The organism is Mycobacterium branderi, assembly GCF_010728725.1.
Lineage (GTDB): Bacteria > Actinomycetota > Actinomycetes > Mycobacteriales > Mycobacteriaceae > Mycobacterium > Mycobacterium branderi.
The window spans coordinates 372,443-395,448 of the sequence record NZ_AP022606.1 but is presented as its reverse complement, the minus strand read 5'-3'; the positions used below and the strand labels follow the sequence as shown (position 1 = coordinate 395,448).

The 23,006-nt window shown below is 67.8% G+C and carries 24 protein-coding genes and 2 pseudogenes; 8 read left to right on the top strand and 18 right to left on the bottom strand.

Going from position 1 to position 23,006, the window contains the following annotated elements; translation table 11 throughout:
* Positions 1-4: 4 nt before the first annotated feature.
* From G6N47_RS02225 to G6N47_RS02210, 4 genes and pseudogenes are all read right to left on the bottom strand, one after another.
* Positions 5-241 carry a hypothetical protein gene (locus G6N47_RS02225; protein WP_139799313.1) on the bottom strand — a complete coding sequence of 79 codons (237 nt, stop codon included), beginning with the start codon at positions 239-241 and terminating at the stop codon, positions 5-7.
* Entirely contained in the window at positions 241-1,458 is a 1,218-nt protein-coding gene (locus tag G6N47_RS02220; protein ID WP_083130011.1) for a D-alanyl-D-alanine carboxypeptidase family protein, read from the bottom strand. Before G6N47_RS02220 ends, G6N47_RS02225 begins: the two co-directional genes overlap by 1 nt.
* A gap of 83 nt (positions 1,459-1,541) precedes the next feature.
* Entirely contained in the window at positions 1,542-2,552 is a 1,011-nt protein-coding gene (locus tag G6N47_RS02215; RefSeq protein WP_083130481.1) for an SMP-30/gluconolactonase/LRE family protein, read from the bottom strand.
* 30 nt (positions 2,553-2,582) lie between these two features.
* Positions 2,583-3,932: pseudogene (locus tag G6N47_RS02210) on the bottom strand (aspartate aminotransferase family protein); the annotation flags it as partial.
* 26 nt (positions 3,933-3,958) lie between these two features.
* Between G6N47_RS02210 and G6N47_RS02205 the strand changes: the two are divergent.
* A complete protein-coding gene (locus G6N47_RS02205; RefSeq protein ID WP_083130009.1) occupies positions 3,959-4,882 on the top strand; it encodes a sigma-70 family RNA polymerase sigma factor in 924 nt (307 codons plus the stop codon).
* A gap of 13 nt (positions 4,883-4,895) precedes the next feature.
* The gene (locus G6N47_RS02200) at positions 4,896-5,354 is read left to right on the top strand and encodes a PPOX class F420-dependent oxidoreductase (protein WP_179966421.1); all 459 of its coding nucleotides are present in this window, start codon (positions 4,896-4,898) and stop codon (positions 5,352-5,354) included.
* Positions 5,355-5,356: 2 nt separating this feature from the next.
* On the opposite strand, the gene G6N47_RS02195 is transcribed toward G6N47_RS02200, so the two are convergent.
* From G6N47_RS02195 to sdhC, 9 genes and pseudogenes are all read right to left on the bottom strand, one after another.
* Positions 5,357-6,430 (bottom strand): alpha/beta hydrolase, encoded by a 1,074-nt coding sequence (locus tag G6N47_RS02195; protein ID WP_083130007.1) that lies wholly within the window; start codon positions 6,428-6,430, stop codon positions 5,357-5,359.
* Entirely contained in the window at positions 6,415-6,702 is a 288-nt protein-coding gene (locus G6N47_RS29385; protein WP_197945465.1) for a methyltransferase domain-containing protein, read from the bottom strand. The genes G6N47_RS02195 and G6N47_RS29385 overlap by 16 nt, the downstream gene beginning before the upstream one ends.
* Positions 6,702-6,941: a class I SAM-dependent methyltransferase gene (locus tag G6N47_RS29380; RefSeq protein WP_197945464.1), complete on the bottom strand. Its 240-nt coding sequence runs from the start codon at positions 6,939-6,941 to the stop codon at positions 6,702-6,704. Before G6N47_RS29380 ends, G6N47_RS29385 begins: the two co-directional genes overlap by 1 nt.
* Positions 6,942-6,987: 46 nt before the next feature.
* Positions 6,988-7,749 (bottom strand): AraC family transcriptional regulator, encoded by a 762-nt coding sequence (locus G6N47_RS02185; protein ID WP_163659530.1) that lies wholly within the window; start codon positions 7,747-7,749, stop codon positions 6,988-6,990.
* A gap of 34 nt (positions 7,750-7,783) precedes the next feature.
* Positions 7,784-8,395, bottom strand: a pseudogene (locus G6N47_RS02180) (carboxymuconolactone decarboxylase family protein); the annotation flags it as partial.
* A 10-nt stretch (positions 8,396-8,405) separates the two neighbouring features.
* Positions 8,406-9,188: a succinate dehydrogenase iron-sulfur subunit gene (locus G6N47_RS02175; protein ID WP_083130004.1), complete on the bottom strand. Its 783-nt coding sequence runs from the start codon at positions 9,186-9,188 to the stop codon at positions 8,406-8,408.
* Positions 9,188-10,942, bottom strand: a complete 1,755-nt coding sequence (sdhA, locus tag G6N47_RS02170; RefSeq protein WP_083130003.1) for a succinate dehydrogenase flavoprotein subunit — start codon at positions 10,940-10,942, stop codon at positions 9,188-9,190. Before sdhA ends, G6N47_RS02175 begins: the two co-directional genes overlap by 1 nt.
* Complete coding sequence (locus tag G6N47_RS02165) at positions 10,939-11,406, bottom strand: succinate dehydrogenase hydrophobic membrane anchor subunit (protein WP_083130002.1); 468 nt, start codon at positions 11,404-11,406, stop codon at positions 10,939-10,941. The genes sdhA and G6N47_RS02165 overlap by 4 nt, the downstream gene beginning before the upstream one ends.
* Positions 11,403-11,741: a succinate dehydrogenase, cytochrome b556 subunit gene (gene sdhC / locus G6N47_RS02160; protein ID WP_232080297.1), complete on the bottom strand. Its 339-nt coding sequence runs from the start codon at positions 11,739-11,741 to the stop codon at positions 11,403-11,405. The genes G6N47_RS02165 and sdhC overlap by 4 nt, the downstream gene beginning before the upstream one ends.
* A gap of 306 nt (positions 11,742-12,047) precedes the next feature.
* Between sdhC and G6N47_RS02155 the strand changes: the two genes are divergently transcribed.
* Genes G6N47_RS02155 through G6N47_RS02145 form a run of 3 tightly spaced genes read left to right on the top strand, consistent with a single transcriptional unit; the run spans position 12,048 to position 14,796 of the window.
* Positions 12,048-12,443 carry a cytidine deaminase gene (locus G6N47_RS02155; protein WP_083130000.1) on the top strand — a complete coding sequence of 132 codons (396 nt, stop codon included), beginning with the start codon at positions 12,048-12,050 and terminating at the stop codon, positions 12,441-12,443.
* Positions 12,440-13,711 carry a thymidine phosphorylase gene (locus G6N47_RS02150; RefSeq protein ID WP_083129999.1) on the top strand — a complete coding sequence of 424 codons (1,272 nt, stop codon included), beginning with the start codon at positions 12,440-12,442 and terminating at the stop codon, positions 13,709-13,711. Before G6N47_RS02155 ends, G6N47_RS02150 begins: the two co-directional genes overlap by 4 nt.
* Positions 13,708-14,796: an adenosine deaminase gene (locus G6N47_RS02145; RefSeq protein WP_083129998.1), complete on the top strand. Its 1,089-nt coding sequence runs from the start codon at positions 13,708-13,710 to the stop codon at positions 14,794-14,796. The genes G6N47_RS02150 and G6N47_RS02145 overlap by 4 nt, the downstream gene beginning before the upstream one ends.
* A 9-nt stretch (positions 14,797-14,805) precedes the next feature.
* Here the strand turns inward: G6N47_RS02145 and G6N47_RS02140 are convergent, their stop codons facing one another.
* Complete coding sequence (locus G6N47_RS02140) at positions 14,806-16,128, bottom strand: multicopper oxidase family protein (RefSeq protein ID WP_232080106.1); 1,323 nt, start codon at positions 16,126-16,128, stop codon at positions 14,806-14,808.
* 203 nt (positions 16,129-16,331) lie between these two features.
* On the opposite strand from G6N47_RS02140, the gene G6N47_RS02135 reads away from it, so the two are divergent.
* A complete protein-coding gene (locus G6N47_RS02135; RefSeq protein ID WP_232080105.1) occupies positions 16,332-17,000 on the top strand; it encodes an ABC transporter ATP-binding protein in 669 nt (222 codons plus the stop codon).
* Positions 16,997-17,776 carry an ABC transporter permease gene (locus tag G6N47_RS02130; protein ID WP_083129996.1) on the top strand — a complete coding sequence of 260 codons (780 nt, stop codon included), beginning with the start codon at positions 16,997-16,999 and terminating at the stop codon, positions 17,774-17,776. Before G6N47_RS02135 ends, G6N47_RS02130 begins: the two co-directional genes overlap by 4 nt.
* Before the next feature lie 33 nt (positions 17,777-17,809).
* Here the strand turns inward: G6N47_RS02130 and satS are convergent, their stop codons facing one another.
* Both satS and G6N47_RS02120 read right to left on the bottom strand, forming a co-directional pair.
* Entirely contained in the window at positions 17,810-19,069 is a 1,260-nt protein-coding gene (satS, locus tag G6N47_RS02125; protein ID WP_083129995.1) for a protein export chaperone SatS, read from the bottom strand.
* A gap of 32 nt (positions 19,070-19,101) precedes the next feature.
* Entirely contained in the window at positions 19,102-19,998 is an 897-nt protein-coding gene (locus G6N47_RS02120) for an alkaline phosphatase family protein (protein ID WP_083129994.1), read from the bottom strand.
* A gap of 49 nt (positions 19,999-20,047) precedes the next feature.
* On the opposite strand from G6N47_RS02120, the gene upp reads away from it, so the two are divergent.
* On the top strand, positions 20,048-20,671 hold the full coding sequence (gene upp, locus G6N47_RS02115; protein ID WP_083129993.1) for a uracil phosphoribosyltransferase: 624 nt from the start codon (positions 20,048-20,050) through the stop codon (positions 20,669-20,671).
* Here upp and G6N47_RS02110 read toward each other — a convergent pair.
* Positions 20,617-22,209 carry a phospho-sugar mutase gene (locus G6N47_RS02110; protein ID WP_083129992.1) on the bottom strand — a complete coding sequence of 531 codons (1,593 nt, stop codon included), beginning with the start codon at positions 22,207-22,209 and terminating at the stop codon, positions 20,617-20,619. The genes upp and G6N47_RS02110 overlap by 55 nt on opposite strands.
* Positions 22,206-23,003 (bottom strand): purine-nucleoside phosphorylase, encoded by a 798-nt coding sequence (locus tag G6N47_RS02105; RefSeq protein ID WP_232080296.1) that lies wholly within the window; start codon positions 23,001-23,003, stop codon positions 22,206-22,208. The genes G6N47_RS02110 and G6N47_RS02105 overlap by 4 nt, the downstream gene beginning before the upstream one ends.
* Positions 23,004-23,006: the final 3 nt, after the last annotated feature.

Sequence of the window (23,006 nt, the reverse complement as noted above, 5' to 3'; positions counted from 1 at the left end):
AAGCTTAGTGGCTGATCGGGCCGTCGCTCAGCGCATCTCGCGGGTCGCGGGCGACGTCTTCGGCAGCGTTGCGGCCGCCCGCCCACGATGAGCGATGCGGCAAGATTCCCAGCGCGGTGGCGATGACAACGGCCAGCGGCAGCAGGCCGGTGCTCGTCGAGAGTAGCCACCACTCGCACGCGCCGAATCCATTGGCGCTGGTCCAGCGCTCGGTCGAAGCGGAGACGACGGGGGTTGCCATCAGCACTCGCGCTGGGGTCGGCGGTTCAGCGACCGTGCGGCCATCATCAAGCCGAACACGATGATCGTTCCGATGACCGCCACGCCCACCCGCACCGGCAGCGCGTCGGCGGGCGGCACGATGGGCGCGGCCCGGTTGGTGGTGCCGTCGTCGGCGGCATCAGGCTTGGCGGCCACCAGCGCGGGGTCGGGCTCGATCAGCGTTCCCACCCGGGTGCCGGGGGAGGTGGCGAACCCGTAGTCGAGCAGGTGCGCGGCCTGTTCCCACGGCGCTATCGGCTGGCGGGTGCCGTGCAGCAGCACCGCCATCAGCCGCCGCCCGTCCCGGTTGGCCGCGCCCACGAACGTCTGCCCGGCGTCGTCGGTGTAGCCGGTCTTGCCGCCCAGCGCGCCGGGGTAGTGGTAGAGCAGCTGGTTGTCGTTCTCCAGTTCGTACCCCGGATGGTCGGCATGGCCGGGGAAGTCGAAGGTGCGGGTGGCCACGATGTCGGCGAATGTCGGGTTCTGCCAGGCGTATCGGTAGAACAGCCCGATGTCATACGCCGACGTGCTCATGCCGGGCCCGTCCAGCCCGGAGGGAGTCGCGACGCGGGTGTCGCCGCCGCCGAGCTTGCGGGCCAGCGTGTTGATCTTCTCCAACGCCACCGGCATGCCGCCGAGTTGCATGGCCAGTGCGTGCGCGGCGTCGTTGCCCGAATGCATCAGCAGCCCGTGCAGCAATTGGTTGATCGTGTAGCTGCCGCCGGGCGCGACGCCGACCTTGGTGCCCTCCGCGGCGGCGTCCTCCGGGGTGCCGTCCACCGTCTTGTTGAGGCTCAGCTCGTTAAGCGACGCCATCGCGACCAGCACCTTGATGACGCTGGCCGGGCGGTGACGACCGTGCGGGTCTTTGGCGGCGAGGACGGCGCCGCTGTCCAGGTCGGCGACCAGCCATGCCTCGGCGGAGACGTCGCCGGGTACCGGCGGCGTATCGGGTGCCGCGATGACGCCGCAGCCACCCAGCGCGTTGCCGCCGACCGGCGCGGCGGGTACCGGCAGCGGAGCCGGCGGATCGCCGGCCTGCGGCACCTCCGAGGAGTCGACCGCCGGTGGCGTGGTCACCCGGTACGGGCAGGTGCCGGTCGCGGCGTTGGGCTCGGCAGCGGCGGCGGGCATGCTCGGCGCAGCCGCCAGGAAAAGCGCCCCTGCCAGGCACAATGCGGATCGTAAGAGGGCCATCGTCGTGCAGATTAGGCGATGGGCGGCGTTTTTCCGCGGAGCCGCGCTGTGACTAATGTTGCAGAAGTTACTAAGACTTCGGCTTACACGCTGGTGGCCGCCACGTCCACGTAGGCAACCGCCGGGTAGTTGATCGTGCCCAACCACAGCCTGCCGGCGCTCTCCACGACCCCGGTGACGACGCCGAAATCGGGATGTTTGGTGCGCAGACCGGCGACGACGTGGCCGCTGTCGGGGTCGAAGGCGACCGCCCACACTTCGGGCTTGATTTGCGGTTGCAGCCGCTCGGGCAGCCGCCACGCCAGCTTGCGCAGAACCGGCGCCCGCGGCACCAGCCATTCCAGCGCGGTGTTGACCTCGGCCACCATGGCGACCCAGATCCGGCCGTCGGCGCCGGTGGAGATGTTGTCGGGCATCCCGGGCAGATGGCTGGCCAGCGGGGTCACCGACCCGGCTTGCGGGCCGGAAAGCCAGTACTTCGAGAGCCGTCGTGCCTGGGTTTCGGCGAAGACCAGCGCCGACTCGTCGGCCGTCGGCGTCACCCCGTTGGCGAAGTACAGCCCGTCGAGCAGCTGAGTAACGGTGCCGTCGGCGCCGAGCTCGAACAGGCCGCCGCGTCCGCGTGCCTCGATGACCGCGGCGGTGTAGTGCTCGAACCGGAAGTCGCGCGTCGATTCGGTGAAATAGATTGTGCTGTCGGATGTTTCGGTGACGTTGGAGCAGAACATCAGCGGTCTGCCCGCCACCGAATCGGCCAGCACGTCCAACGCGCCGCTGTCGGCGTCCAATGCCAGCAGGCCTTTGTAGCTGTCGCAGATGAGCACTCGCCCGTCGCGGCCCACGTGCAGGCCCAGTGGCCGGCCTCCGGTGTCGGCGACGACGACGGGCTCGCCGCCGTCGGGCGAAATCCGCACGATGCAACCGTCTTCCAGGCCCGCCAAGATGTGGCCGGCAGCGTCGGCGACGACGTCTTCGGGGCCCTTGCCCGGCAGCGGGACGATGGTGACGTCCGGCGACGGGACATCGGGCAGCGGCTCGACCGGTGGCGGTTGCCACCGCACCGGGTCGATACGTGGTTTGCTCACAATGCGCATCTTGCCGCGAAAGTGCATTCCGCGACGGTGTTACTCGAGAAACACGTCGCCAGTTGCACTTTCGCGGCCAGACAACACTGCGCGCAGGATCGACTCGATCTCGTCGAACTCGGCCTGGCCGCTGATCAGCGGCGGCGCCAGCTGGATCACCGGGTCGCCGCGGTCGTCGATGCGGCAGTACAGTCCGGCGTCGTACAGCGCCGAAGACAAGGCAGGGAGCAGCCGGCGGCGTTCGTCGGCGGTGAAGGTCTGGCGGCTGGTCTGGTCTTTGACCAGTTCGATCGAGTAGAAGTAGCCCTCCCCGCGGACATCGCCGACGATGGGCAGGTCGTACAGCCGCTCTAAGGTGCTGCCAAGTTGGGGCGCTTGGTGTTTGACGCGGTCGCACAGGCCTTCGCGCTCGAAGATGTCGAGATTGACCAGCGCGACCGCCGCCGACACCGGGTGACCGCCGAACGTGTAGCCGTGCGGGAACGTCGTCGTGCCGTTGTTGAAGGGCTCGAACAACCTGTCGCTGGCGATCATCGCGCCGAGCGGCGAGTAGCCCGACGTCAATCCCTTGGCGCAGGTGATGATGTCTGGCACGTAACCGAAGTCGTCGCAGGCGAACATCGACCCGATCCGGCCGAAGGCGCAGATGACCTCGTCAGAGACCAGCAGCACGTCGTAGTCGTCGCAGATCTGGCGGACTCGTTCGAAGTAGCCGGGCGGCGGCGGGATGCTGCCGCCGGCGTTCTGCACGGGTTCGAGAAACACCGCGGCGACGGTGTCGGGTCGCTCGAATTCGATTGCCTCGCCGATACGGTCGGCCGCCCACTGGCCGAAGGCCTTGAGGTCGGTGTTGAACGGCTCGGGTGCGCGGTAGAAGTTGGTGTTGGGTACTTTCACCGCGCCCGGTGTCAGCGGCTCGAACGGCGCCTTCTGTGCCGGCACGCCGGTGATGGCCAGTGCGCCCTGCGGCGTGCCGTGGTAGGCGACGGCCCGTGAAATCACTTTGTATTTCCCGGGTTTGCCGGTCAGCTTGAAGTACTGCTTGGCGAGTTTCCACGCGGTCTCGACGGCTTCGCCGCCGCCGGTGGTGAAAAAGACCCGGTTCAGATCGCCCGGCGCATAGTGGGCGACGCGCTCGGCGAGCTCGATCGCGGGCGGGGTGGCATACGACCACAGCGGGAAGTAGGCCAGTGTGCGGGCTTGTTTGGCGGCGGCCTCGGCGAGCTCGTCGCGTCCATGGCCGACTTGCACGACGAACAATCCGGATAGCGCGTCGAGGTAGCTTTTGCCGCGGTCGTCGAAGATCCGGACACCCTCGCCGCGGGCGATGATCGGTGGGGTGATCCCGGGGCCGTGCCGGGCAAAGTGGAGCCAGAGGTTCTCGGTCATCGTGCCGCGAACGTTACGCTCGGGTGATGACCTCGGCCCAGCAGGTCGACGAATTCGAAGCGTTGCGACCGCATCTGCTGGCGGTCGCGTATCGGCTGACCGGGACGGTGGCCGACGCCGAGGACATGGTGCAAGAAGCCTGGCTTCGGTGGAATGCCGCCGATACCGATATTGCGGACCTGCGAGCGTGGTTGACCACGGTGGTGAGCCGACTCGCGCTGGACCGGTTGCGGTCGGCGGCGCGTCGTCGCGAGACCTATGTCGGCCAGTGGCTGCCCGAGCCGGTGGTGACCGGTTTCGACGGCGCCGACCCGTTGTGTACCGTCGTCGCCGGGGAGGACGCGCGATTTGTCGCGATGGTGGTGCTGGAGCGGCTTTCCCCCGACCAGCGGGTGGCGTTCGTGCTGCACGACGGGTTCTCGGTGCCGTTCCCCGAAGTCGCCGAGGTGCTGGGCACCAGTGCGGCCGCCGCCCGGCAGCTGGCGTCGCGGGCCCGCAAGGCCGTCGCCGACGCGCCGCCACCGGAACCGGACCCGACCCACAACGAGGTGGTGGGCAAGCTGATGGCGGCCATCGCGTCCGGCGACATGGCCGGTGCGGTGGCCCTGCTGCACCCGGACGTGACGTTCACCGGCGACTCCAACCGCAGGGCGCCGACGGCCGCCAGGGTCATCCACGGGGCCGACAAGGTGGCGCGCTTCCTGTTCGGGTTGGCGCAACGCTACGGGCCGTCGTTCGTGGCGGCGAACCAGCTGGCGCTGGTCAACGGCGAATTGGGCACCTATACCGCGGGGGCGCCGGGATACGGCGAGTATTGGGAGATGATGCCCCGCATCACCGCGATGACGGTGCGCGACGGAAAGGTTTGCGCGATATGGGATATCGCCAATCCCGACAAGTTCACCGGCTCTCCGCTGCGTGACGAATGGAAGGGTGAGCATGACCAGTAACGCCGTAAAGAAGATGAATGCGTTGATGTTTCGCGGCATGGACAAGCTGCGCCATCGCAGCGCCTTCGACCTTGGTGATCCTCAGGGCGCCGATTTCACCGGTTTCGACAAGACGCGTCAGATCGTGCTCGTGACGTTCAAGCGTTCTGGCGAGGCGATGCCGAGCCCGATCAATCATGGTGTCGCCGACGGGAAGATCTACGTGCGCACCGATGCCTCCACCGGCAAGGTCAAGCGGATCCGCAACAATCCGCGCGTCGTCGTCGCACCGAGCAATCTGCGCGGGAAACCGAAGGGCCCGGCCGTCGCCGGGGTCGCCCGAATCCTGCCGGAGTCCGAACACGCGCATGCGAACGAGGTGATTGCGGCGAACTGGAGCAGGCCCATGAAGGCGTTGGAGCACAGCCTCGACAAAAGCAGCGAAGCGCTGCACATCCCGATGGCCTACATCGAAATCACGCCTGCTGGTTAGCATTAGTACCGGTTCTCCACTGCGGTCTCGGTAGCGACGGCGAGGCCGAGTTTCAGCGCCTCGGCCGCCTCGGCGGCGGCTTGGGCGAACCGACCCCCGAGGGCCACGAAGTTGAGGAATGCGTGGGGTAGGTCGGCCTGGCGGCTCAGCACTACCGGGACTCCGCCGGCACGCAGTTTATTCGCGTATGCCTCGCCCTCGTCGCGCAGCGGATCAAAACCCGCGGTGGCGATATAGGCGGGCGGCAAGCCCTTGACGTCGCCGTGCAGTGGGGACAATCGCGGATCGCTCAGATCGGTTCCCGGCGGCAGGTAATTGCTCAGCGCCCACTGCAAATTCTGGTCGGTGAAGGTGGAGCTGTGGTTGAAAAGGTCACGCGAGGGCCGACGGGTGCTCAGGTCGGTCGGGGGATACATCAGCAGCTGAAACCTCGGAAGCGGACCGCCACGTCGCGTCGCCTGCTGCGCGGTGACCGCTGCAAGATTGCCGCCGGCGCTGTCTCCGCCGACCGCGATGCGGTGCGGATCGGCACCCAGGTCAGCGGCCTGCTGGCACGCATAGTCGAAGGCGGTCATCGCGTCCTCTACAGCAGCGGGGAACCGGTGCTCGGGCGCGCGTCGATACTCGACCGACAGCACTTGCACGGCGGCGTTGATCGCAAAGAAACGGGCGACTGGGTCGTGGCTGATGCGTGAGCCGACGGAGAAGCCGCCGCCGTGGTAGTACAGCAGCAGGCCCGACGGGGTTGCGAGGCCGGCAGGGGTGTACAAGGTGGCCGGGATGTACCCGTGCTCGGCGGGGATAACGATCTCCCGCGTCGCGACAGGTAAAGGCGATTGGTACCCGAGGAGTCGCGGGAGGCCGTCGTAGCGTATCCGCGCCTCCTCAATCGGGTCGGTGAAAACATCTGAGCCGGAACGGTTTTTGATCCGGATCATGAGCTGGGCATCGAGCGCTTGTTCCTGCCCGTCGATTCGGACCGGCGGGCCTGCCAGTAGGCGGCGTGCCGGCGTGGGCAACTTGAATAGCGTGCGAAGGACTGCTGCCTTAGTGCGGGTACCTAACGGTGCTGCCATGAGATTTCTCCGTTCTGGACGTTGGTGTCTTTGCGGCCGACGAATCGCATGACGTGGCCGAGAAGTTGGGACTGGACGCTGACGGTGAGCCCTTGTCGCGCGCACTCGGTGCGAAATTTGCGAGGCACGATATGCGCAGAGCCGTCTATGCGGCGAAACAGACTGGCCAGCGGTGTGCGGGCAAGGTCATAGCCAACGAATGTTCCGCCCGGCCGCAATACGCGTACCACCTCCGCGACCGCGCGTTCCCAATCGATGATGTGATGCAGCATCACACAACTGACGACGGAGTCGAACGAATCGTCATGTGTGGGTCGATATCTATTGCCACCCAGGCAAGTTCGGGATCCTTTGAGAGGATCTGTTGGGCAACGGAGCCACTGCCCGCGCCGATTTCCAGGATGTCGTGGCCCAGTCGTTGGGCGCGAAGTGCCCGCGCGATCGCCGAGCTGGCCAGTCGCCACGCGGCGCTGCAGCAGTAGGCACGTTCGAATTGTGACATCACGGGCATGTCCCAAGCGTGGGTCAACCACGATGGGAACGCTTGTATGGATCCGTCAGATCTGGGTTTTGCGAACGGCTTGCGCGAACTCGCGTGGGGCCGCTCCGGTCATCTCCCAGCACACTTTGTTGGCGTGCGAGCCGTCGGCGAATCCGGCCAGGTGGGCGGCATCGGTGACGGAGCGGCCGTCGACCAGGTGGCCGATGGCGGTCACTAGGCGCTGCCAGCGGATGGCGGCCGAGAACGAGAGGCCCGTCTGCTGCTTGCACAGCCGCCCGAGGTAGTCGGGCGACAGCGCGACGGCCCCCGCCACCGAAGCCAGGTCGATGTGATCGGGCACGCGGCTCGAAACGACTTCGATCGCTTGCCGTAGCTGCGGATGGACGGTCGGTGGCTCGCTGGAGCATTGGTTTGGCATTCCGTGGAGCTGATCGACGAGGAAGTCGGCTGCGGCATGCGGACCATTCCGGTCGAGCAGCGTGGCTGTCGCCTCGGCCAGTCGCTGTCCGTCGTCGATGATCCACACACCTCGGCGACCGCGGCTACGGCTCAACGTGTTCAGCGCATCGCCCTGCGGTGTATGTGGCCCGAAATACAGTGTCAGCGCGTCGGATTCCGGATCCGACCGCACGGCATGGCGTGCACCGCTCGCCACCACGACCACCCGGCAGACGTCGTGCGCATCACCGGCGTCGCCGACCGTTAAAACACCCTGCCCGCCGACCGTGACCTGAACGGCAGGGTGATGGTGGAGCGCGAGATCCGAGAACGCGCCGGCAACCATGAACCGGCCCGAGCCCAGGTCCCAGACGCGCATTGCGTCACTGTAGCGCTGTTTTCGCGGCGAGTCGCTAGGCCCACGGCACCCGGCAGGCATCACCGGAATTGAAGCCCTGTTCGGTGATGCCGAGTGCCGAATACATCCGGGCCCGCATGTTCTCTACGCCGATCTGATAGCTCAGCTCGATCACGCCGGCGTCGCCGAAGCGTGCCCGTAAATCGGCGACCTGCTCGTCGGTGACGGAGTGCGGATCGGTGGTCATCGCGTCGGCGTAGGCGATCGCGGCCCGCTCGTCGTCGGTGAAAAGCGGAGAAGTTGCGTAACCGTCTATGTTCTTGAGCCTTTCGACGTCCAGGCCGTCGAGGCGCTGCAGCATCGACCCGAAGTCGACACACCACGAGCAGCCGATGGTACGGGCGGTCCAAAACACCGCCAGCTCACGCACGCTCGCCGGCAGCTTGCGTGAGGCGGACTGCAGCATGGACTCGTGTACGGCGTTGGCGACCAGCAGTCGCGGGTGATGGGCAGCGACGGTGAAGGGTTCGGGGACCTCACCGAAGCGCCGCTTGGCAACCCGGTACATGATGCGGGTCAACAGGTTGGCTTGCTTGGGGGATAGCGGTTCGATGCGGGTTTTCTGTGTCATACCCGTTAGACGAGGCAACCCGCCAGGGTGTGACGAGCGGCAACCTTTAGCGCGCGAACATCAGCGCGCGCTTGACCTCCTGGATGGCCTTGGTCACCTCGATGCCGCGCGGGCAGGCCTCGGTGCAGTTGAACGTGGTGCGGCAGCGCCACACCCCGTCGGCCTCGTTGAGGATGTCCAGTCGCTCGGCCGCACCCTCGTCGCGGCTGTCGAAGATGAAGCGGTGCGCGTTGACGATCGCGGCCGGCCCGAAGTACGAACCCTCGCTCCAGAACACCGGGCAGCTGGTCGTGCAGGCCGCGCACAGAATGCATTTAGTGGTGTCGTCGTAGCGGGCGCGGTCGGTTTGGCTCTGGATGCGTTCGCGGGTCGGCGGGTTGCCGCTGGTGATCAGGTAGGGCTTCACCGCGCGGTAGGCGTCGAAGAACGGCTCCATGTCGACCACGAGGTCTTTTTCGACCGGCAGCCCGCGGATCGGCTCGACGGTGATGGTCAGCTGCTTGCCCGGCTTTTTCGGCAGCAGGTCGCGCATCAACACCTTGCACGCCAACCGGTTCACGCCGTTGATCCGCATCGCGTCCGACCCGCACACCCCGTGCGCACAGGAGCGCCGGAAGGTCAGCGTCCCGTCGAGATAGCTCTTGACGTAGATCAGCAGGTTGAGCAGCCGGTCGCTCGGCAGGCACGGAACCCGGAAGCTCTGCCAGCCGGCGGCGTCGGGGTTCTCCGGGTTGAACCGCGCGATCTTCAGCGTCACCATCACCGCGCCCTCGGGGATCGGCGGCAGCGGCGGATCCCCGGGTTCGGGTTTGTCGACGACCGAGCTCATCAGTACTTCCGCTCCTTGGGTTCGTAGCGGGTCTGCACGACGGGCTTGAAATCCAGCCGAATGTCGGACAGCAGTCCGCTGCTCTGCTTGTAGGCCATCGTGTGGCGCATGTAGTTGGTGTCGTCGCGGTTGGGGTAGTCCTCGCGAGCGTGCCCGCCACGAGATTCCTTGCGGTTCAACGCACCGACGACCGTGACCTCGGCCAGCTCCAGCAGGAAGCCCAGCTCGATGGCTTCCAGCAGGTCGCTGTTGAACCGCTTTCCCTTGTCGTGCACGGTGATTCGGGAGTACCGCTCCTTGAGAGCATGGATGTCCGTCAAAGCCTGCTTCAGCGTCTCCTCGGTACGGAACACCGCGGCGTTGTTGTCCATCGTCTGCTGCAGCGCGCCGCGGATGTCGGCGACGCGCTCGTTGCCGTGCTCGGACAGGATGTCGGAGACCCAGCCGACGACCATGCCCGCGGGCTCGGGTGGCATGTCGACGAAGTCATGGCCCAGTGCGTAATTCGCGGCGGCAATACCGGCCCGGCGGCCAAAGACGTTGATATCCAACAGGGAATTGGTGCCCAGCCGGTTCGCGCCGTGCACCGACACGCACGCGCATTCCCCGGCCGCATACAAGCCGGGCACGGTGTTCGTGTTGTCGCGCAACACCTGTCCGGTGACCGTCGTCGGGATGCCGCCCATCACGTAGTGACACGTCGGATACACCGGGACCAGCTCGTTGACCGGGTCAACGCCGAGGTAGGTGCGGGCGAACTCGGTGATGTCGGGCAGCTTGGCGTTGAGCACGTCTTCGCCGAGGTGGCGAACGTCGATGTAGACGTAGTCCTTGTTAGGCCCGGCGCCGCGGCCCTCCAGCACTTCGCGCACCATCGAGCGGGCGACAATGTCGCGCGGCGCCAGGTCGACGATCGTCGGCGCGTAGCGCTCCATGAACCGCTCACCCTCGCCGTTGAGCAGCCGGCCGCCCTCGCCGCGCACCGCCTCGGAGATCAGGATGCCCAGCCCGGCCAGGCCAGTCGGGTGGAACTGGTGAAACTCCATGTCCTCCAACGGAAGTCCCTTACGGAACACGATCCCGATGCCGTCGCCGGTCAATGTGTGCGCGTTGGAGGTGGTCTTGTACATCCGGCCCGAGCCGCCGGTGGCGATCACCACCGCCTTGGCGTGGAAGACGTGGATGTCGCCGGTAGCCAATTCGTAGGCGACGACGCCGGAAGTCACCGGGCCGCTGCCTGTTTCGGTGAGCACCAAGTCCAGGACGTAGAACTCGTTGAAGAACTGCACGTCGTGCTTGACGCAGTTCTGGTACAGCGTCTGCAGGATCATGTGGCCGGTGCGGTCGGCGGCGTAACAGGACCGGCGCACCGGGGCTTTGCCGTGGTCGCGGGTGTGCCCGCCGAAGCGGCGCTGGTCGATGCGGCCTTCGGGGGTGCGGTTGAACGGCATCCCCATCTTTTCCAGGTCCAGCACGGCGTCGATGGCTTCCTTGCACATGATCTCGACGGCGTCCTGGTCGGCGAGATAATCGCCGCCCTTGACGGTGTCGAAGGTGTGCCATTCCCAGTTGTCGTCCTCGACGTTGGCCAGCGCCGCGCACATGCCGCCCTGGGCGGCGCCGGTGTGGCTGCGGGTGGGGTAGAGCTTGGTCAGCACCGCGGTGCGCGCCCGGGGCCCGGCCTCGACGGCGGCCCGCATCCCGGCACCGCCGGCGCCGACGATCACCACGTCGTATCGATGTTGTTGGATCATGAGATGTTCGGGTCGAAGGTCAGCAGGACGTAGCTGCCCAGCACCAGCGTGAAGATCATCGACAGCGCCAGCAGGGTGTTCAGCCAGAAGCGGGTGGAGTCTTTGCGGGTGTAGTCGCCGATGATCGTGCGCAGGCCGTTGCCGCCGTGCAGCTGGGCCAGCCACAGCAGTAGCAGGTCCCACGTCTGCCAGAACGGCGACGCCCACCGCTGCGCCACGTAGTTGAAGTCGATGCGGTAGACGCCGTCGTCCCACATCAGCATCACGAACAGATGCCCCAGCGCCAGAAACACCAGCACGATGCCGGAGAACCGCATGAACAGCCAGGCGTACTTCTCGAAGTTGGGCATTCCGCCGGGCCGGCGCGGTGCCCGCGGGTTGTCCAGTCCGGCCGGGCGGTCGTAGCTGCGCTGCCGCACCGGGGCGATGTCGCCGCGGCCCAGCTGGAGGTCGGGTGTGGTCATAGGAAGCGCCCGATCATGTGGATACCGATCACGACCGTCGCCGGAACCATCACCAGCAGCCAGACGGCGGTGATCGCCCAGAACATCAGCCGCTGGTAGCGGGGACCCTGCGCCCAGAAGTCGATCAGGATGACCCGCACGCCGTTGAGTGCGTGGTAGAGCACCGCGGCGACCAGGCCGAGTTCCATCAGCCCGACGATCGGCGTCTTGTACGTGTCGATGACCTCGTTGTAGGTCTGCGGGGCCACCCGGACCAGCGCGGTGTCCAGGACGTGTACGAACAGGAAGAAGAAGATGGTCGCGCCGGTGATGCGGTGCAGAACCCACGACCACATACCCGGGTCGCCGCGATACAGGGTCCGGCGCGGCGGTCGAGCGCGCGATTCTGGCGCCGCCGCGGACGTCGTCGTCATCAGCCCCCTCCAGTAGCTGGTCGGCGACCCGCTGCGCCCGGCTTCGCCGCGCTTGCGATCGCCTCCTACATGGAACCGTCGGGTGGACTCTAAACCCATTTGTAGCTGCGGATAAACCACTTCGCGGTTGCCGGTGTCGGCGCTGGCCAGAAACCCTAGGGTTGCCTTGTGAATTGGCCAACAGTGAACGGCGCTCGCTGATGTGTTCCACACATGTCGGGTAATGCCATGACGACAGCCGCAATCGACTGGAATAGCCTGCGGGACATGGCAATCCAAGCTGCACAGGGCGCTTACGCGCCGTACTCGCGATTGCGGGTCGGGGCGGCGGCGGTGGTCGACGATCGCCGCGTGATCACCGGCTGCAATGTGGAGAATGTCTCATATGGTCTAGGTCTCTGCGCCGAGTGCGGTGTGGTGTGCGCCCTGCATTCGAGCGGCGGCGGCCGGCTTCTGGCGCTGGTGTGCGTCGACGCCGACGGGGCAACGCTGATGCCCTGCGGGCGCTGCCGGCAGGTGTTGTTGGAGCACGGCGGGCCGGACTTGCTGATCGGCCATCCCGACGGGCCGCGCCGGCTCGGCGACCTGCTGCCGGACGCGTTCGGCCCGGACAGCCTCCCGTGAGTTTCGACGCGCCGACGGTCATCAAGACCAAACGCGACGGCGGTCGGCTCTCCGACGCCGCGATCGACTGGGTGATCGACGCCTACACCGGCGGGCAGATCGCCGAGGAACAGATGTCGGCGCTGTTGATGGCGATCTTTCTGCGCGGCATGGACGCCGACGAGACCGCGCGGTGGACAGCGGCGATGATGGCCTCCGGCGAACGGCTGGACTTCAGCGACCTCCTCACCGTCGACAAGCACTCCACCGGCGGGGTCGGCGACAAGATCACCCTGCCCTTGGTGGCGGTCGTGGCGGCGTGCGGCGCGGCGGTGCCGCAGGCGTCGGGCCGCGGGCTGGGCCACACCGGCGGCACCCTCGACAAGCTGGAATCCATCGCCGGCTTCACCGCCGACCTCACCAACAGCCAAGTGCGCCAACAACTTCGCGACGTCGGCGCAGCCATCTTCGCGGCCGGGCGATTAGCGCCGGCTGACGCAAAGCTCTACGCGCTGCGCGACATCACCGGCACCGTCGAGTCGCTGCCGCTGATCGCCAGCTCGGTGATGAGCAAGAAACTGGCCGAGGGCGCCGGGGCGCTGGTGCTCGACGTGAAGGTCGGCACCGGAGCGTTCATGACCTCCGAGGACCGTGCCCGCGAGCTGGCGCACACGATGGTCCGGCTCGGCGCGGCGCACGGGGTGCCGACGCACGCGCTGCTGACCGACATGAACCGTCCGCTGGGCCTTACCGCCGGCAACGCGCTGGAGGTCGCCGAGGCGCTGGACGTGCTGGCCGGCGGCGGTCCGCCCGACGTCGTGGAGCTGACGGTGACGCTGGCCACCGAGATGCTGCGGCTCGCCGGCGTCGACGGCCGCGACCCGGCGCAGACTCTGCGCGACGGCACCGCTATGGACCGGTTCCGGGCGCTGATCGCCGCGCAAGGCGGCGACTTGTCGGTGCCGTTGCCCGTCGGCGCGTGTTCGGAGAGCGTCACCGCGCCTCGGGGCGGCACAATGGGCGATATCGACGCGATGGCAGTGGGAATGACGGCATGGCGGCTCGGCGCGGGCAGGTCCCGCCCGGGCGAGCGGGTGCAGCCCGGCGCCGGGATCCGCATCCACCGCCGGCCCGGCGAGCCCGTCGCCGCCGGTGAGCCGCTGTTCACCCTGTACACCGACACCCCCGAACGCTTCCCCGCGGCAATGGCCGAGCTCGACGGCGGCTGGAGCGTCGGGGATGTACCGCCGGCCCCGCGGCCCCTGGTCATCGATCGGATCACCGGATGACGACGCCGCTGAGCCTGGAGGCCATCCAGCAGGCACCCAAAGCGCTGCTGCACGATCACCTCGACGGCGGGCTGCGCCCGGCCACCGTGTTGGACCTTGCCGGGGAACTGGGCTACGACGACCTGCCCGCCACCGACGTCGACGAGCTCGCTCGCTGGTTTCACACTCGCTCCTACAGCGGATCGTTGGAGCGCTACCTGGAGCCGTTCGCGCACACCGTGGCGGTGATGCAGACGCCCGAGGCGCTGCACCGGGTCGCCGTCGAGTGCGTGGAGGACCTGGCCGCCGACAACGTCGTCTACGCCGAGGTGCGGTTCGCCCCCGAGCTGCACATCAACCGCGGGCTGTCGTTCGACGAGGTCGTGGACACCGTGCTGGCCGGATTCGCCGATGGCGAGAAGGCCGCCGCTGCGGCCGGCCGTCCGATCACCGTCCGCTGCCTGGTCACCGCGATGCGCCACGCCGCGCTGTCCCGCGAGATCGCCGAGCTGGCGATCCGGTTCCGGGACAAGGGCGTCGTCGGTTTCGACATCGCCGGCGCGGAGGCCGGCTATCCGCCGACCCGGCACCTGGACGCGTTCGAATACATGCGAGACCACAACGCGCGCTTCACGATTCACGCCGGCGAGGCGTTCGGGCTGCCGTCGATTCACGAGGCGATCGCGTTCTGCAGTGCCGACCGGCTCGGTCACGGGGTGCGCATCGTCGACGACATCGACGTCGACGACGACGGCACCGTGCGGCTCGGCCAGCAGGCATCGATCTTGCGGGACAAGCGAATTCCCCTGGAGCTGTGCCCCAGCTCCAACGTGCATTCCGGTGTGGTAGCCAGCATCGCCGAGCACCCGTTCGACCTGCTGGCCCGGGCCCGGTTCCGGGTGACCATCAACACCGATAACCGGCTGATGAGCGACACGTCGATGAGCCGCGAAATGCACCGGCTGGTAGAAGCATTCGGCTATGGCTGGAGCGACCTCGAGCGGTTCACGATCAATGCGATGAAGTCGGCGTTCATTCCGTTCGACGAGCGGCTGGCGATCATCGATGAGGTGATCAAGCCGCGGTTCGCCGTCCTGATCGGCTGATGGCCCGCATCAGGAGCAGTGCAGCAACAACATGAACCCGAAATCCATGTGCAGCTGTTGGTGACAGTGCAGTAGCGACAAGCCGGGCTGGTCGGCGAGGAAGTCGACGTCCATGGTCTGGTAGCCGCCGAGCATGGCGACGTCCTTGCGGATACCGGCGGTGGGTGTGCCTGCGACATGGGTGATTTCGAAGGTGTGCCGGTGCAGGTGCATGGGGTGGAGGTCGTCGCTGGCGTTGCGGAACCGCAGCCGATACCGCTTACCGGAGGAGATGTCGAGCACCGGTTGCTTGCTGTCCATCGTGAACGCCGTCCCGTTGATGGTCCAGACGTTGAACCCGTCGTGAGCCGCGTTGCGCTTTTCGATGAGCATGTCGATGACGTGGTCAACGGGCGCCGGGGTTTGGCCTGCTGCGGCGAATAACCGGTAGTCCCATCGGAATACAGGTGGCGATGCCCATTCTGGGCTGCCTGTGCGCCCGGCGTACTCGACCACCACACCCATACCGCGCCGGCGATCTTCGTCGGACAGGTCGCCGAGGACCCAGATGCCGGGGTGGGTCAGCTCGACGATCGCCGAGACACGCTCGCCGGCGCCCAGCCACAGCACCGGCACACTGGCAGGCTTGGGCACCGGGTTGCCGTCCAGGGCAATGACGGTGAACGTGTGGCCGGGCAGGGCGAGGCTTCGATTTTCCGTTGCGCTGCCGTTGAGCACGTGGAGCAGCAGCCGCTCACCGGCTTTCACCCGGATCGGCTCGCCGTGGCCGAGTGTGCGCCCGTTGACGGTGAAGGTGTCGTAGCCGACCTCGTAACCGTGCGGCGTGCCGGCCGCCACCGATGTGGCCATCGCTTGCTCGCCGGTGTTCTGCAGCTCGGCAACGGCGTCTCCGGCCAGGAAGTCGCTGTCCATCTCTTCGCTCTGGGTGAGGCTGGGCTCAAATTCCTTGAGCGTGAGGAAGGCTTCGCGGTCATAGGAGCCGGGATCATTGTTGGGCTCGATGTACACCGGGCCGACCAGGCCGCTGTACTGGCCGCCGGTCATGTCGGCGGCCGGAGTGAGATGGGTGTGGTAGAAGCGGAAACCGGCCGGGCCTGGGACGAACGAAATTCGGCGCATGCCGTGGGCCGGGATGAACGGCGTGCCTTCTTCGGCGGAACCGTCGACATCCACCGGCAGGCGCTGCCCGTGCCAATGCAGCTGTTGGGGAATGTCGGTGTCGTTGTGCACGTCGACCCGAGTCGGTTTGCCCGCGGTGAACCGCAGCAGCGGTCCGGGGAATTGGCCGTTGTAGGTCGGTCGTGATGAGCTTGCCCGGGGCAACTTCCACATCCGTCACCGCGATCCGCAACGTGTAGTCGGCCTTGCCCGGCGACCGCAGACAGCTCGACGCCGTTCCCGTCGCGAGACCTCCGGCAGTCAGGATGGCCAGGCTGCTCCACTTGAGGAAGTCGCGTCGAGCAACCGGCGCCGCATCGGCTTGCACTCGCAGCACGTTAACCGACCCCGATACAGTCTGCAGGCGAGGAGGCGCAGTGGTCGATAAGAACCCCGACACGGTGTTCGACTTCGCCGACGTCGTGGTGGAGCGGGGCGGAATCCGCGCGCTGGATGGCTTCACCGCCGCTGTTCCGCAGCAGGGCGTCACGGTGGTGTTCGGGCCGTCGGGCTCGGGCAAGTCGACCCTGCTGCGACTGTGCAATCGGCTGGAGGTGCCGACCAGCGGCCGAGTGTCGTTCTGCGGCAAGGACATTGCCGACATCGATCCGTTGTGGCTGCGACGCCGGGTTGGCATGTGCTTTCAGCGCCCCACCCCGTTTCCCGGCACGGTGGCCGACAATTTGCGTGTCGCCGACCCGCAGGTCTCCGAGTCTGCGATGGCCGAGACATTGACGCGGGTGGCGTTGACCGGCTCGTGGCTGGACCGCGACACGGCCTCTCTGTCCGGCGGGGAAGCGCAACGAATGTGTCTGGCCCGCACACTGATTGCCCGACCCCAGGTGCTGCTGCTGGACGAACCGACCTCCGCGGTGGACGCCGCCGCCGCGGCGGTGATCGAGGCCGCGGTGCGGGAACTCGCCCACGACGACGGCATACCGGCGTTGTGGGTCACTCACGACGCCGCGCAGCTCGAGCGGATCGCCGACCGGGTGCTGCGCATCGAACGCGGCCGCTGTGTCGGGCTGGAGGAGGTGACGCGATGAACGGCGAAGTCGGCTGGGTGGGACTGGCGACGTCGCTGGCCCTGGTGGCGTTCGCGGCGGCGATCTCGCTGTGGCAGCGCCTCGGTCTGGAGCGGCAGGTGCTGTGGGCGGCGACCCGCGCGCTGGCCCAGCTGCTGCTCGTGGGCGGAGCGCTGACGCTACTGTTTGCGCCCGGCCGCTCGCTGTGGTGGTCGTGGGCATGGACCGCGGGCATGGTCGCCTACGCGGGCGACGTTGCACGCCGGCGCGCGCCCGAGGTGCCGCGGCTGGGCGTGCTGGCCGTCGCCGCGTTCACCGCCGCGGCGGTGGTCACTCTGGGAGTGATATTCGGGCTGCGGGTATTTCCGCTGCAGCCGCGCACCCTGGTACCGATCGCGGGGATGATGATCGGCAACTCGATGACGGCCACCGTGCTGGTGGCCCGGCGACTGGTCGACGAGCTGCGCGACAAACGCGCCGAGGTCGAGGCGCGGCTGGCCCTCGGGCAGCCCTACCGGCAAGCCGCCGCGCCGTATCTGCGGATCGCGCTGCGCTCGGCGGTATCCCCGCAGATCGAAACCACCAAGGCGACCGGGCTGGTGTTTCTGCCCGGCGCGATGACCGGGCTGATCCTCGCCGGGGTCTCCCCGGTGCAGGCCGTGCTCGTGCAGGCCGTAGTGATGTTTTTGATCCTGGGTTCAGTGGCGGTGACCACCGTCGTGGTCGCGCTCGGCCTGGTGCGGCGGGTGTTCACCCGCGATCACCGGCTGCTGCCGCTACTCGCGCCGCAGCCTTGACGCTCACGAGAATGTCGTCGGCGTCTCGCGGCGCTACTCGCGCCTTAGCCGCGACTCCACGAACCGGTCCAGTTCCTCCCACTCCCGCACCGCCTCGGCGTACGGCGGTGTGGGCTTGTCGACCGAGCCGGGCTCCAGCACGTAGGCGATCAGCTGGCCCAGCGCGCGTTCGGTAGCCAGCGCCTTGTCGACGGTGTTGTCCTCGGCGTAGTCGCCGACGTCGCGCAGCAGCTCGACGGCCAGCTCGAGCTGCTCGCGGTCCACCGCATCGGGTCCCTCGGCGAAATCGTCGGCCAGCCCGGTCAGCACGTAGACGTTGTCGTCGGTGACGTCGACCTCCAGCGAGCCGTCGGTGGCGGCGGTGCGGATGTCGTCGTAGGTGCTCAGATCCGACAGGTCGTGGTCGTGCTCGTCGGCCAGATAGCGGGCCAGCGCCCGCTCGGAGCTGAACACGCTGATCCGCCCGTTGCGGCCCAGGAAGATCGGCCGGTCGTCGAAATAGCAGCGCAGCGTGTAGAACGTGCCGGCGCCGGTCATGATCCGGACGGGGTCGATGCCGACCTTCAGCCAGAAGTCCTCGTCGCTGCCGAGTACCACCGCGTCGCCGTCGGCGCGGGCATCCTCCTCGACGTCCTCGGCCGGTGTTTCCTCCTCGGCGGCGTCCTCGTCGGCCACCACCTCGTCGGGTTCCTCCGGCGGTTCGGCCAATTCGTCGGCCGCCTTCGCCGACGCCGCGCTGTCCACCTCCGGTGTGCTGACGATGCCGTCGACGGCGGCGAGCACGTCGTCCCAGCCGCGCCCGATGATCTCGGCGATCGCGTTCCAGCGTTTGAGGCCGGCTTTGCCGGTGAAGTGCTCGATGCCGCCGGCCACGGTGCCCAGGGTCGGGTTGCCGTTGAAGAACTTCGTCACTGCCGGCAGCTCGCACACCGATCCGATCGACGACACGATCGCGAGCGTGCCCGCCAGCGCCGCGACCGATTCCTCGGTCGGCTTCTCCGCGACCACTTCCTCGACCGCGATCAGGTCGAATTGCTGGTCCTCGGCGGGATCCAGCTTATGTGCGTTGGCCGTGCTGAACTCCTGCCAACCGGGGTGGTCGACCAGGTCGTGCTCGGTGTTGGTCCGTACGAAAGCAACCAGGTCGGCGACGGTTTCGAAGCCATAGAGGTCTTCGTCGCGGCCCAGGAACGCCTCCCACTCGTCGCCGGCGTCGCGCCAGCGGGGCGCCCACACGGTGTAGCGGTCGCCGGCGGTCAGGCTCAGGCGGATAGGCACGAGGTCAGCAGCCATCGGCACAGAATAACGACGCCGCCCCGAGCGGGTTACGAGGCCCAAATGTCGGTGATCGCCGGGGCCCGCGCGGCCAGGCCGAGCTTGGGCAGCCCGTACATCTGCTCCAGGGTGGACAACACGTTGTAGTGGCTGATCGGCTCGCTGTAGGTCCCCGGCCTGATGTGTGCGCCGTAGAAGATGGTCGGGATCTGGTTTCGCTGGGAGTTGTCGTCCTCGTCCCAGGTCAGGATCAGCAGGCTGTTGTTGGCCTTCGCCCATTCCGCATAGGGCGACAGGTTGCGGTACAGCCAGGTGTCGCCTTGCGCTATCGAGCCGTCGTGCATGTCGTTGTCGACGTTGGGGATGACGAATGAGACGGTCGGCAGCGCGGCGTAATTGGCCGGGAATGCCGAAAACGGCAGCGAGTAGGCGGGGGGAATGTTGGTGAAGTTGACCCACGGCGCGTGCTTGCGGGCGTATTTGGCCGAGCTGCATGCCTGCGAGCCGACGGCCGGCAGGCTTTCGGCGTAGCCCACGAAAGTGCGTCCGGTACTGAGCAATTGCGAACCCAGGTTCGGGGTGGTGCCGCCGCTGACCGGGCAGTTGTTCTCCTTGACCCCCAGCGTGCTGCCGGCGAACAGCGCGAAGTAATTCGGCTGGCTCGGATGCACTTCGGCGAAGGACTGCGTCATCGACGCGCCGCCGGCGGCCAACGAGTTGATGTAGGGGGCAGCCGGGTTGCCGATGATGTTGGCGTAGGAGCGGTTCTCTTCCACCACGACGACGACGTGCGCGGGCGTCGGAATAGCGGCGGCGACGTTCACCGGCGTCGCGGGAGGCTCGAAATGTGCTGGCGGCCAAGACATCACCGCCGTCAACACGGCCAAGACGCCGAACAGGCTGACCGCTCGCTGTCGTCTGCCGTGTCGCCGGCCGCGGCGCCGCATGCCGGGAGTATAAGGCGTGTCCGGCCCGAAAATACTAAGGTCGTTTCCCGTGGAAGTGCGTGTCGTTGACCACCCGCTGGCCGCGGCCCGGCTGACCACACTGCGCGACGAACGCACCGACAACGTCGCGTTTCGCGCCGCGTTGCGCGACCTGACGCTGATGCTGGTCTACGAGGCAACCCGTGATGCGCCGCGCGACATCGTCCCGGTGCGCACCCCACTGGCCGAGACGTCCGGCGCGCGGCTGGCCACGCCGCCGCTGCTGGTGCCGGTGCTGCGGGCCGGATTGGGGATGGTCGACCAGGCGCACGCGCTGCTGCCGGAAGCCCGGGTGGGCTTCGTCGGCGTGGTCCGCGACGAGGAAACCTTTTCGCCCGTGCCGTATCTCGAAGCGCTGCCCGACGATTTGAGCGCCCAGCCGGTGATGGTTCTCGACCCGATGCTGGCCACCGGCGGGTCCATGACCCACACCATCGGCTTGCTGCACCGCCGCGGCGCCCGCGACATCACCGTGCTGTGCGTGGTGGCGGCGCCGGAAGGGATTGCGGCGCTGGAGAAGACAGCACCCTATGTTCGAGTGTTCACCGCGGCGGTCGACGACGGGCTCAACGAAAACGCCTACATTGTGCCGGGTCTCGGCGACGCCGGTGATCGCCAGTTCGGGCCGCGCTGAATTTCGGACACCACTTCGTCACGTAGCGCAGTCGCGCGGTCGCGGTCGCCGCACCGAATCTCGATGTAGCACTTGACTTTCGGTTCGGTTCCCGACGGCCGCAGTGCCACCCGGACCGATGTGTCGGTGTCACCGCCGGTGAAGACCAGCAGATTGGTGCTTGTGGTCATGGTCGCCGCGAATCCGGCCAGCCGGGTCGGCGGATCTTCTCGCAGCCGCGTCATCAGGGAGGCCGCCTCGTGCCGGTCGGCGACCGGCCATGATACGGCCGCGATCATGTGCACGCCGTGGCGGCGAGCGAGGTCGTCGAGCATGTCGGGCACCGAGCGGCCCTGCTGCTTGAGCGATGCCACCAGGTCGCAGACCAGTACCGCGGCGCTGATGCCGTCCTTGTCGCGAACCGCGTCCGGGTCGACGCAGTGCCCGATCGCCTCCTCGTAGGCGTAGACCAACGTTTTGCCGGGCAGGTCCGCGTCGGCACGCGCCAGCCATTTGAAACCGGTCAGGGTTTCGACGTGGCGCGCGCCGTACTGCGCGGCGATCGCAGCCAGCATGCGCGACGACACCACGGTGCTGGCCACCACGCTGGTCTCGGGGCTTTCAGTGTGCGACAGGATGTAATCGCCTAGCAGCCAACCGGTTTCGTCGCCGGAGAGCATCCGCCACGAGCTGTCGGGGTTTCGAATCCCGACCGCGCAGCGGTCGGCGTCGGGATCCAGCGCGATAGCCACGTCGGCGTGCACGTCGGCGGCCAGCGTCAGCAGCGCGTCGGTGGCGCCCGGTTCTTCCGGGTTGGGGAACGCGACGGTGGGGAAGTCGGGATCCGGTGCGAACTGGGCCCCGACGGTGTGTACCTCGCCGAAGCCGGCGCGCCGCAGCGTCTCGACGGCCACCGCGCCACCCACTCCGTGCAACGGCGTCAGCGCCACCCGCACCGAACCCATCGAGCGTCGCACCGCCGCGGCCCGCTCGATATAGCGGTCGATCAGATCGGTGTCGGCGGGCTCAACCGGCTGCCTGGGTATCTGATCGGCGAAAGGTGCCGCGGCCATGGCTGTTTCGATGTCGTGGTCGGTGGGCGAGACGATCTGGATGCCGCCGTCGAAATACACCTTGTAGCCGTTGTCGGCCGGCGGGTTGTGCGACGCGGTGATCTGGATGCCGGCTGCCGCGCCCAGGTGGCGCACCGCAAACGCGAGTACCGGCGTGGGCACCGGGCCGGGCAGCAACACCACCGAAAACCCGGCGGCGGCAAGGACTTCGGCTGCTGCCACCGCGAACTCGGCCGACCCGTGACGCGCGTCGCGGCCGACAACCACGGTGCCGGCTTGGCGGACCTGCGCCACCGCCCACGTCGCGCGCAGCACCACGGCGAGGTTCATGGCGTCGGGACCGCCGCGCACCGGTCCGCGCAGCCCGGCGGTGCCGAACCTCAGCGGCCGGGCGAACCGCGCGGCCAGCTCGTCGGCGTCACAGGCGGCCAGCTCGGCGGCCGTCACCGGGTCCGGGTCGTGCGCAATCCACTCTTGCGGGTTCACACGCGCGCGACCACATCGGCCAGCAGCGACCCCATCCGCGTTGCCGACGCCGCGCCGGCCGCCAGCACCTCGGCGTGGCTGAGCGGCTCGCCGGTGATCCCGGCCGCCAGGTTGGTCACCAGCGACACCCCCAGCACCTCGGCGCCGGCCGCCCGGGCCGCGATCGTCTCGTGCACCGTCGACATACCCACCAGGTCGGCGCCCAGCACCCGCAGCATCCGGATCTCGGCCGGCGTCTCGTAGTGCGGGCCCGGCAGGCCGGCGTACACGCCTTCGATTAGCCCGGGGTCGACCTCACGGGCCAGCGCCCGCAGCCGCGGCGAGTACGCGTCCACCAGGTCCACGAACTGCGGCCCGACCAGCGGCGAGCGCGCGGTCAGGTTGAGGTGGTCGCTGATCAGCACCGGCTGGCCGACCTCGAAGTCGTCGCGCAGCCCGCCGGCCGCGTTGGTCAGCACGACGAGGCGCGCCCCGGCCGCACACGCCGCTCGCACCGGATGCACGACGTGCAGCAGGTCGTGGCCCTCGTAGGCATGAATGCGGCCCGCCAGCACCAGCACCCGGTGTTCACCGACCGGCACCGACAGCACCTGACCGGTGTGCCCGACGGCGGTGGGCGGAGTGAACCCGGGCAGCTCGGCCATCGGCAACACCGCGGTGGGCGAGCCCAGCGCGGCGACGGCCGGCGCCCACCCCGACCCGAGCACGACCGCGACATCGTGGTCGGCGACGCCGGTGCCCTCGGCGATGAGCTCGGCCGCCCGTTGCGCAAGGGCATCGGGACCAGTCACAATGCG

What these genes read in the sequence shown, in the direction of transcription:
- G6N47_RS02225 (WP_139799313.1), bottom strand. Translation starts at nt 241, where the DNA reads ATGGCAACCCCCGTCGTCTCCGCTTCGACCGAGCGCTGGACCAGCGCC.
- G6N47_RS02220 (WP_083130011.1), bottom strand. Translation starts at nt 1,458, where the DNA reads ATGGCCCTCTTACGATCCGCATTGTGCCTGGCAGGGGCGCTTTTCCTG.
- G6N47_RS02215 (WP_083130481.1), bottom strand. Translation starts at nt 2,552, where the DNA reads ATGCGCATTGTGAGCAAACCACGTATCGACCCGGTGCGGTGGCAACCG.
- G6N47_RS02205 (WP_083130009.1), top strand. Translation starts at nt 3,959, where the DNA reads ATGACCTCGGCCCAGCAGGTCGACGAATTCGAAGCGTTGCGACCGCAT.
- G6N47_RS02200 (WP_179966421.1), top strand. Translation starts at nt 4,896, where the DNA reads ATGAATGCGTTGATGTTTCGCGGCATGGACAAGCTGCGCCATCGCAGC.
- G6N47_RS02195 (WP_083130007.1), bottom strand. Translation starts at nt 6,430, where the DNA reads ATGGCAGCACCGTTAGGTACCCGCACTAAGGCAGCAGTCCTTCGCACG.
- G6N47_RS29385 (WP_197945465.1), bottom strand. Translation starts at nt 6,702, where the DNA reads ATGCTGCATCACATCATCGATTGGGAACGCGCGGTCGCGGAGGTGGTA.
- G6N47_RS29380 (WP_197945464.1), bottom strand. Translation starts at nt 6,941, where the DNA reads ATGCCCGTGATGTCACAATTCGAACGTGCCTACTGCTGCAGCGCCGCG.
- G6N47_RS02185 (WP_163659530.1), bottom strand. Translation starts at nt 7,749, where the DNA reads ATGCGCGTCTGGGACCTGGGCTCGGGCCGGTTCATGGTTGCCGGCGCG.
- G6N47_RS02175 (WP_083130004.1), bottom strand. Translation starts at nt 9,188, where the DNA reads ATGAGCTCGGTCGTCGACAAACCCGAACCCGGGGATCCGCCGCTGCCG.
- sdhA (WP_083130003.1), bottom strand. Translation starts at nt 10,942, where the DNA reads ATGATCCAACAACATCGATACGACGTGGTGATCGTCGGCGCCGGCGGT.
- G6N47_RS02165 (WP_083130002.1), bottom strand. Translation starts at nt 11,406, where the DNA reads ATGACCACACCCGACCTCCAGCTGGGCCGCGGCGACATCGCCCCGGTG.
- sdhC (WP_232080297.1), bottom strand. Translation starts at nt 11,741, where the DNA reads ATGTGGTCGTGGGTTCTGCACCGCATCACCGGCGCGACCATCTTCTTC.
- G6N47_RS02155 (WP_083130000.1), top strand. Translation starts at nt 12,048, where the DNA reads ATGACGACAGCCGCAATCGACTGGAATAGCCTGCGGGACATGGCAATC.
- G6N47_RS02145 (WP_083129998.1), top strand. Translation starts at nt 13,708, where the DNA reads ATGACGACGCCGCTGAGCCTGGAGGCCATCCAGCAGGCACCCAAAGCG.
- G6N47_RS02140 (WP_232080106.1), bottom strand. Translation starts at nt 16,128, where the DNA reads ATGTGGAAGTTGCCCCGGGCAAGCTCATCACGACCGACCTACAACGGC.
- G6N47_RS02130 (WP_083129996.1), top strand. Translation starts at nt 16,997, where the DNA reads ATGAACGGCGAAGTCGGCTGGGTGGGACTGGCGACGTCGCTGGCCCTG.
- satS (WP_083129995.1), bottom strand. Translation starts at nt 19,069, where the DNA reads ATGGCTGCTGACCTCGTGCCTATCCGCCTGAGCCTGACCGCCGGCGAC.
- G6N47_RS02120 (WP_083129994.1), bottom strand. Translation starts at nt 19,998, where the DNA reads ATGCGGCGCCGCGGCCGGCGACACGGCAGACGACAGCGAGCGGTCAGC.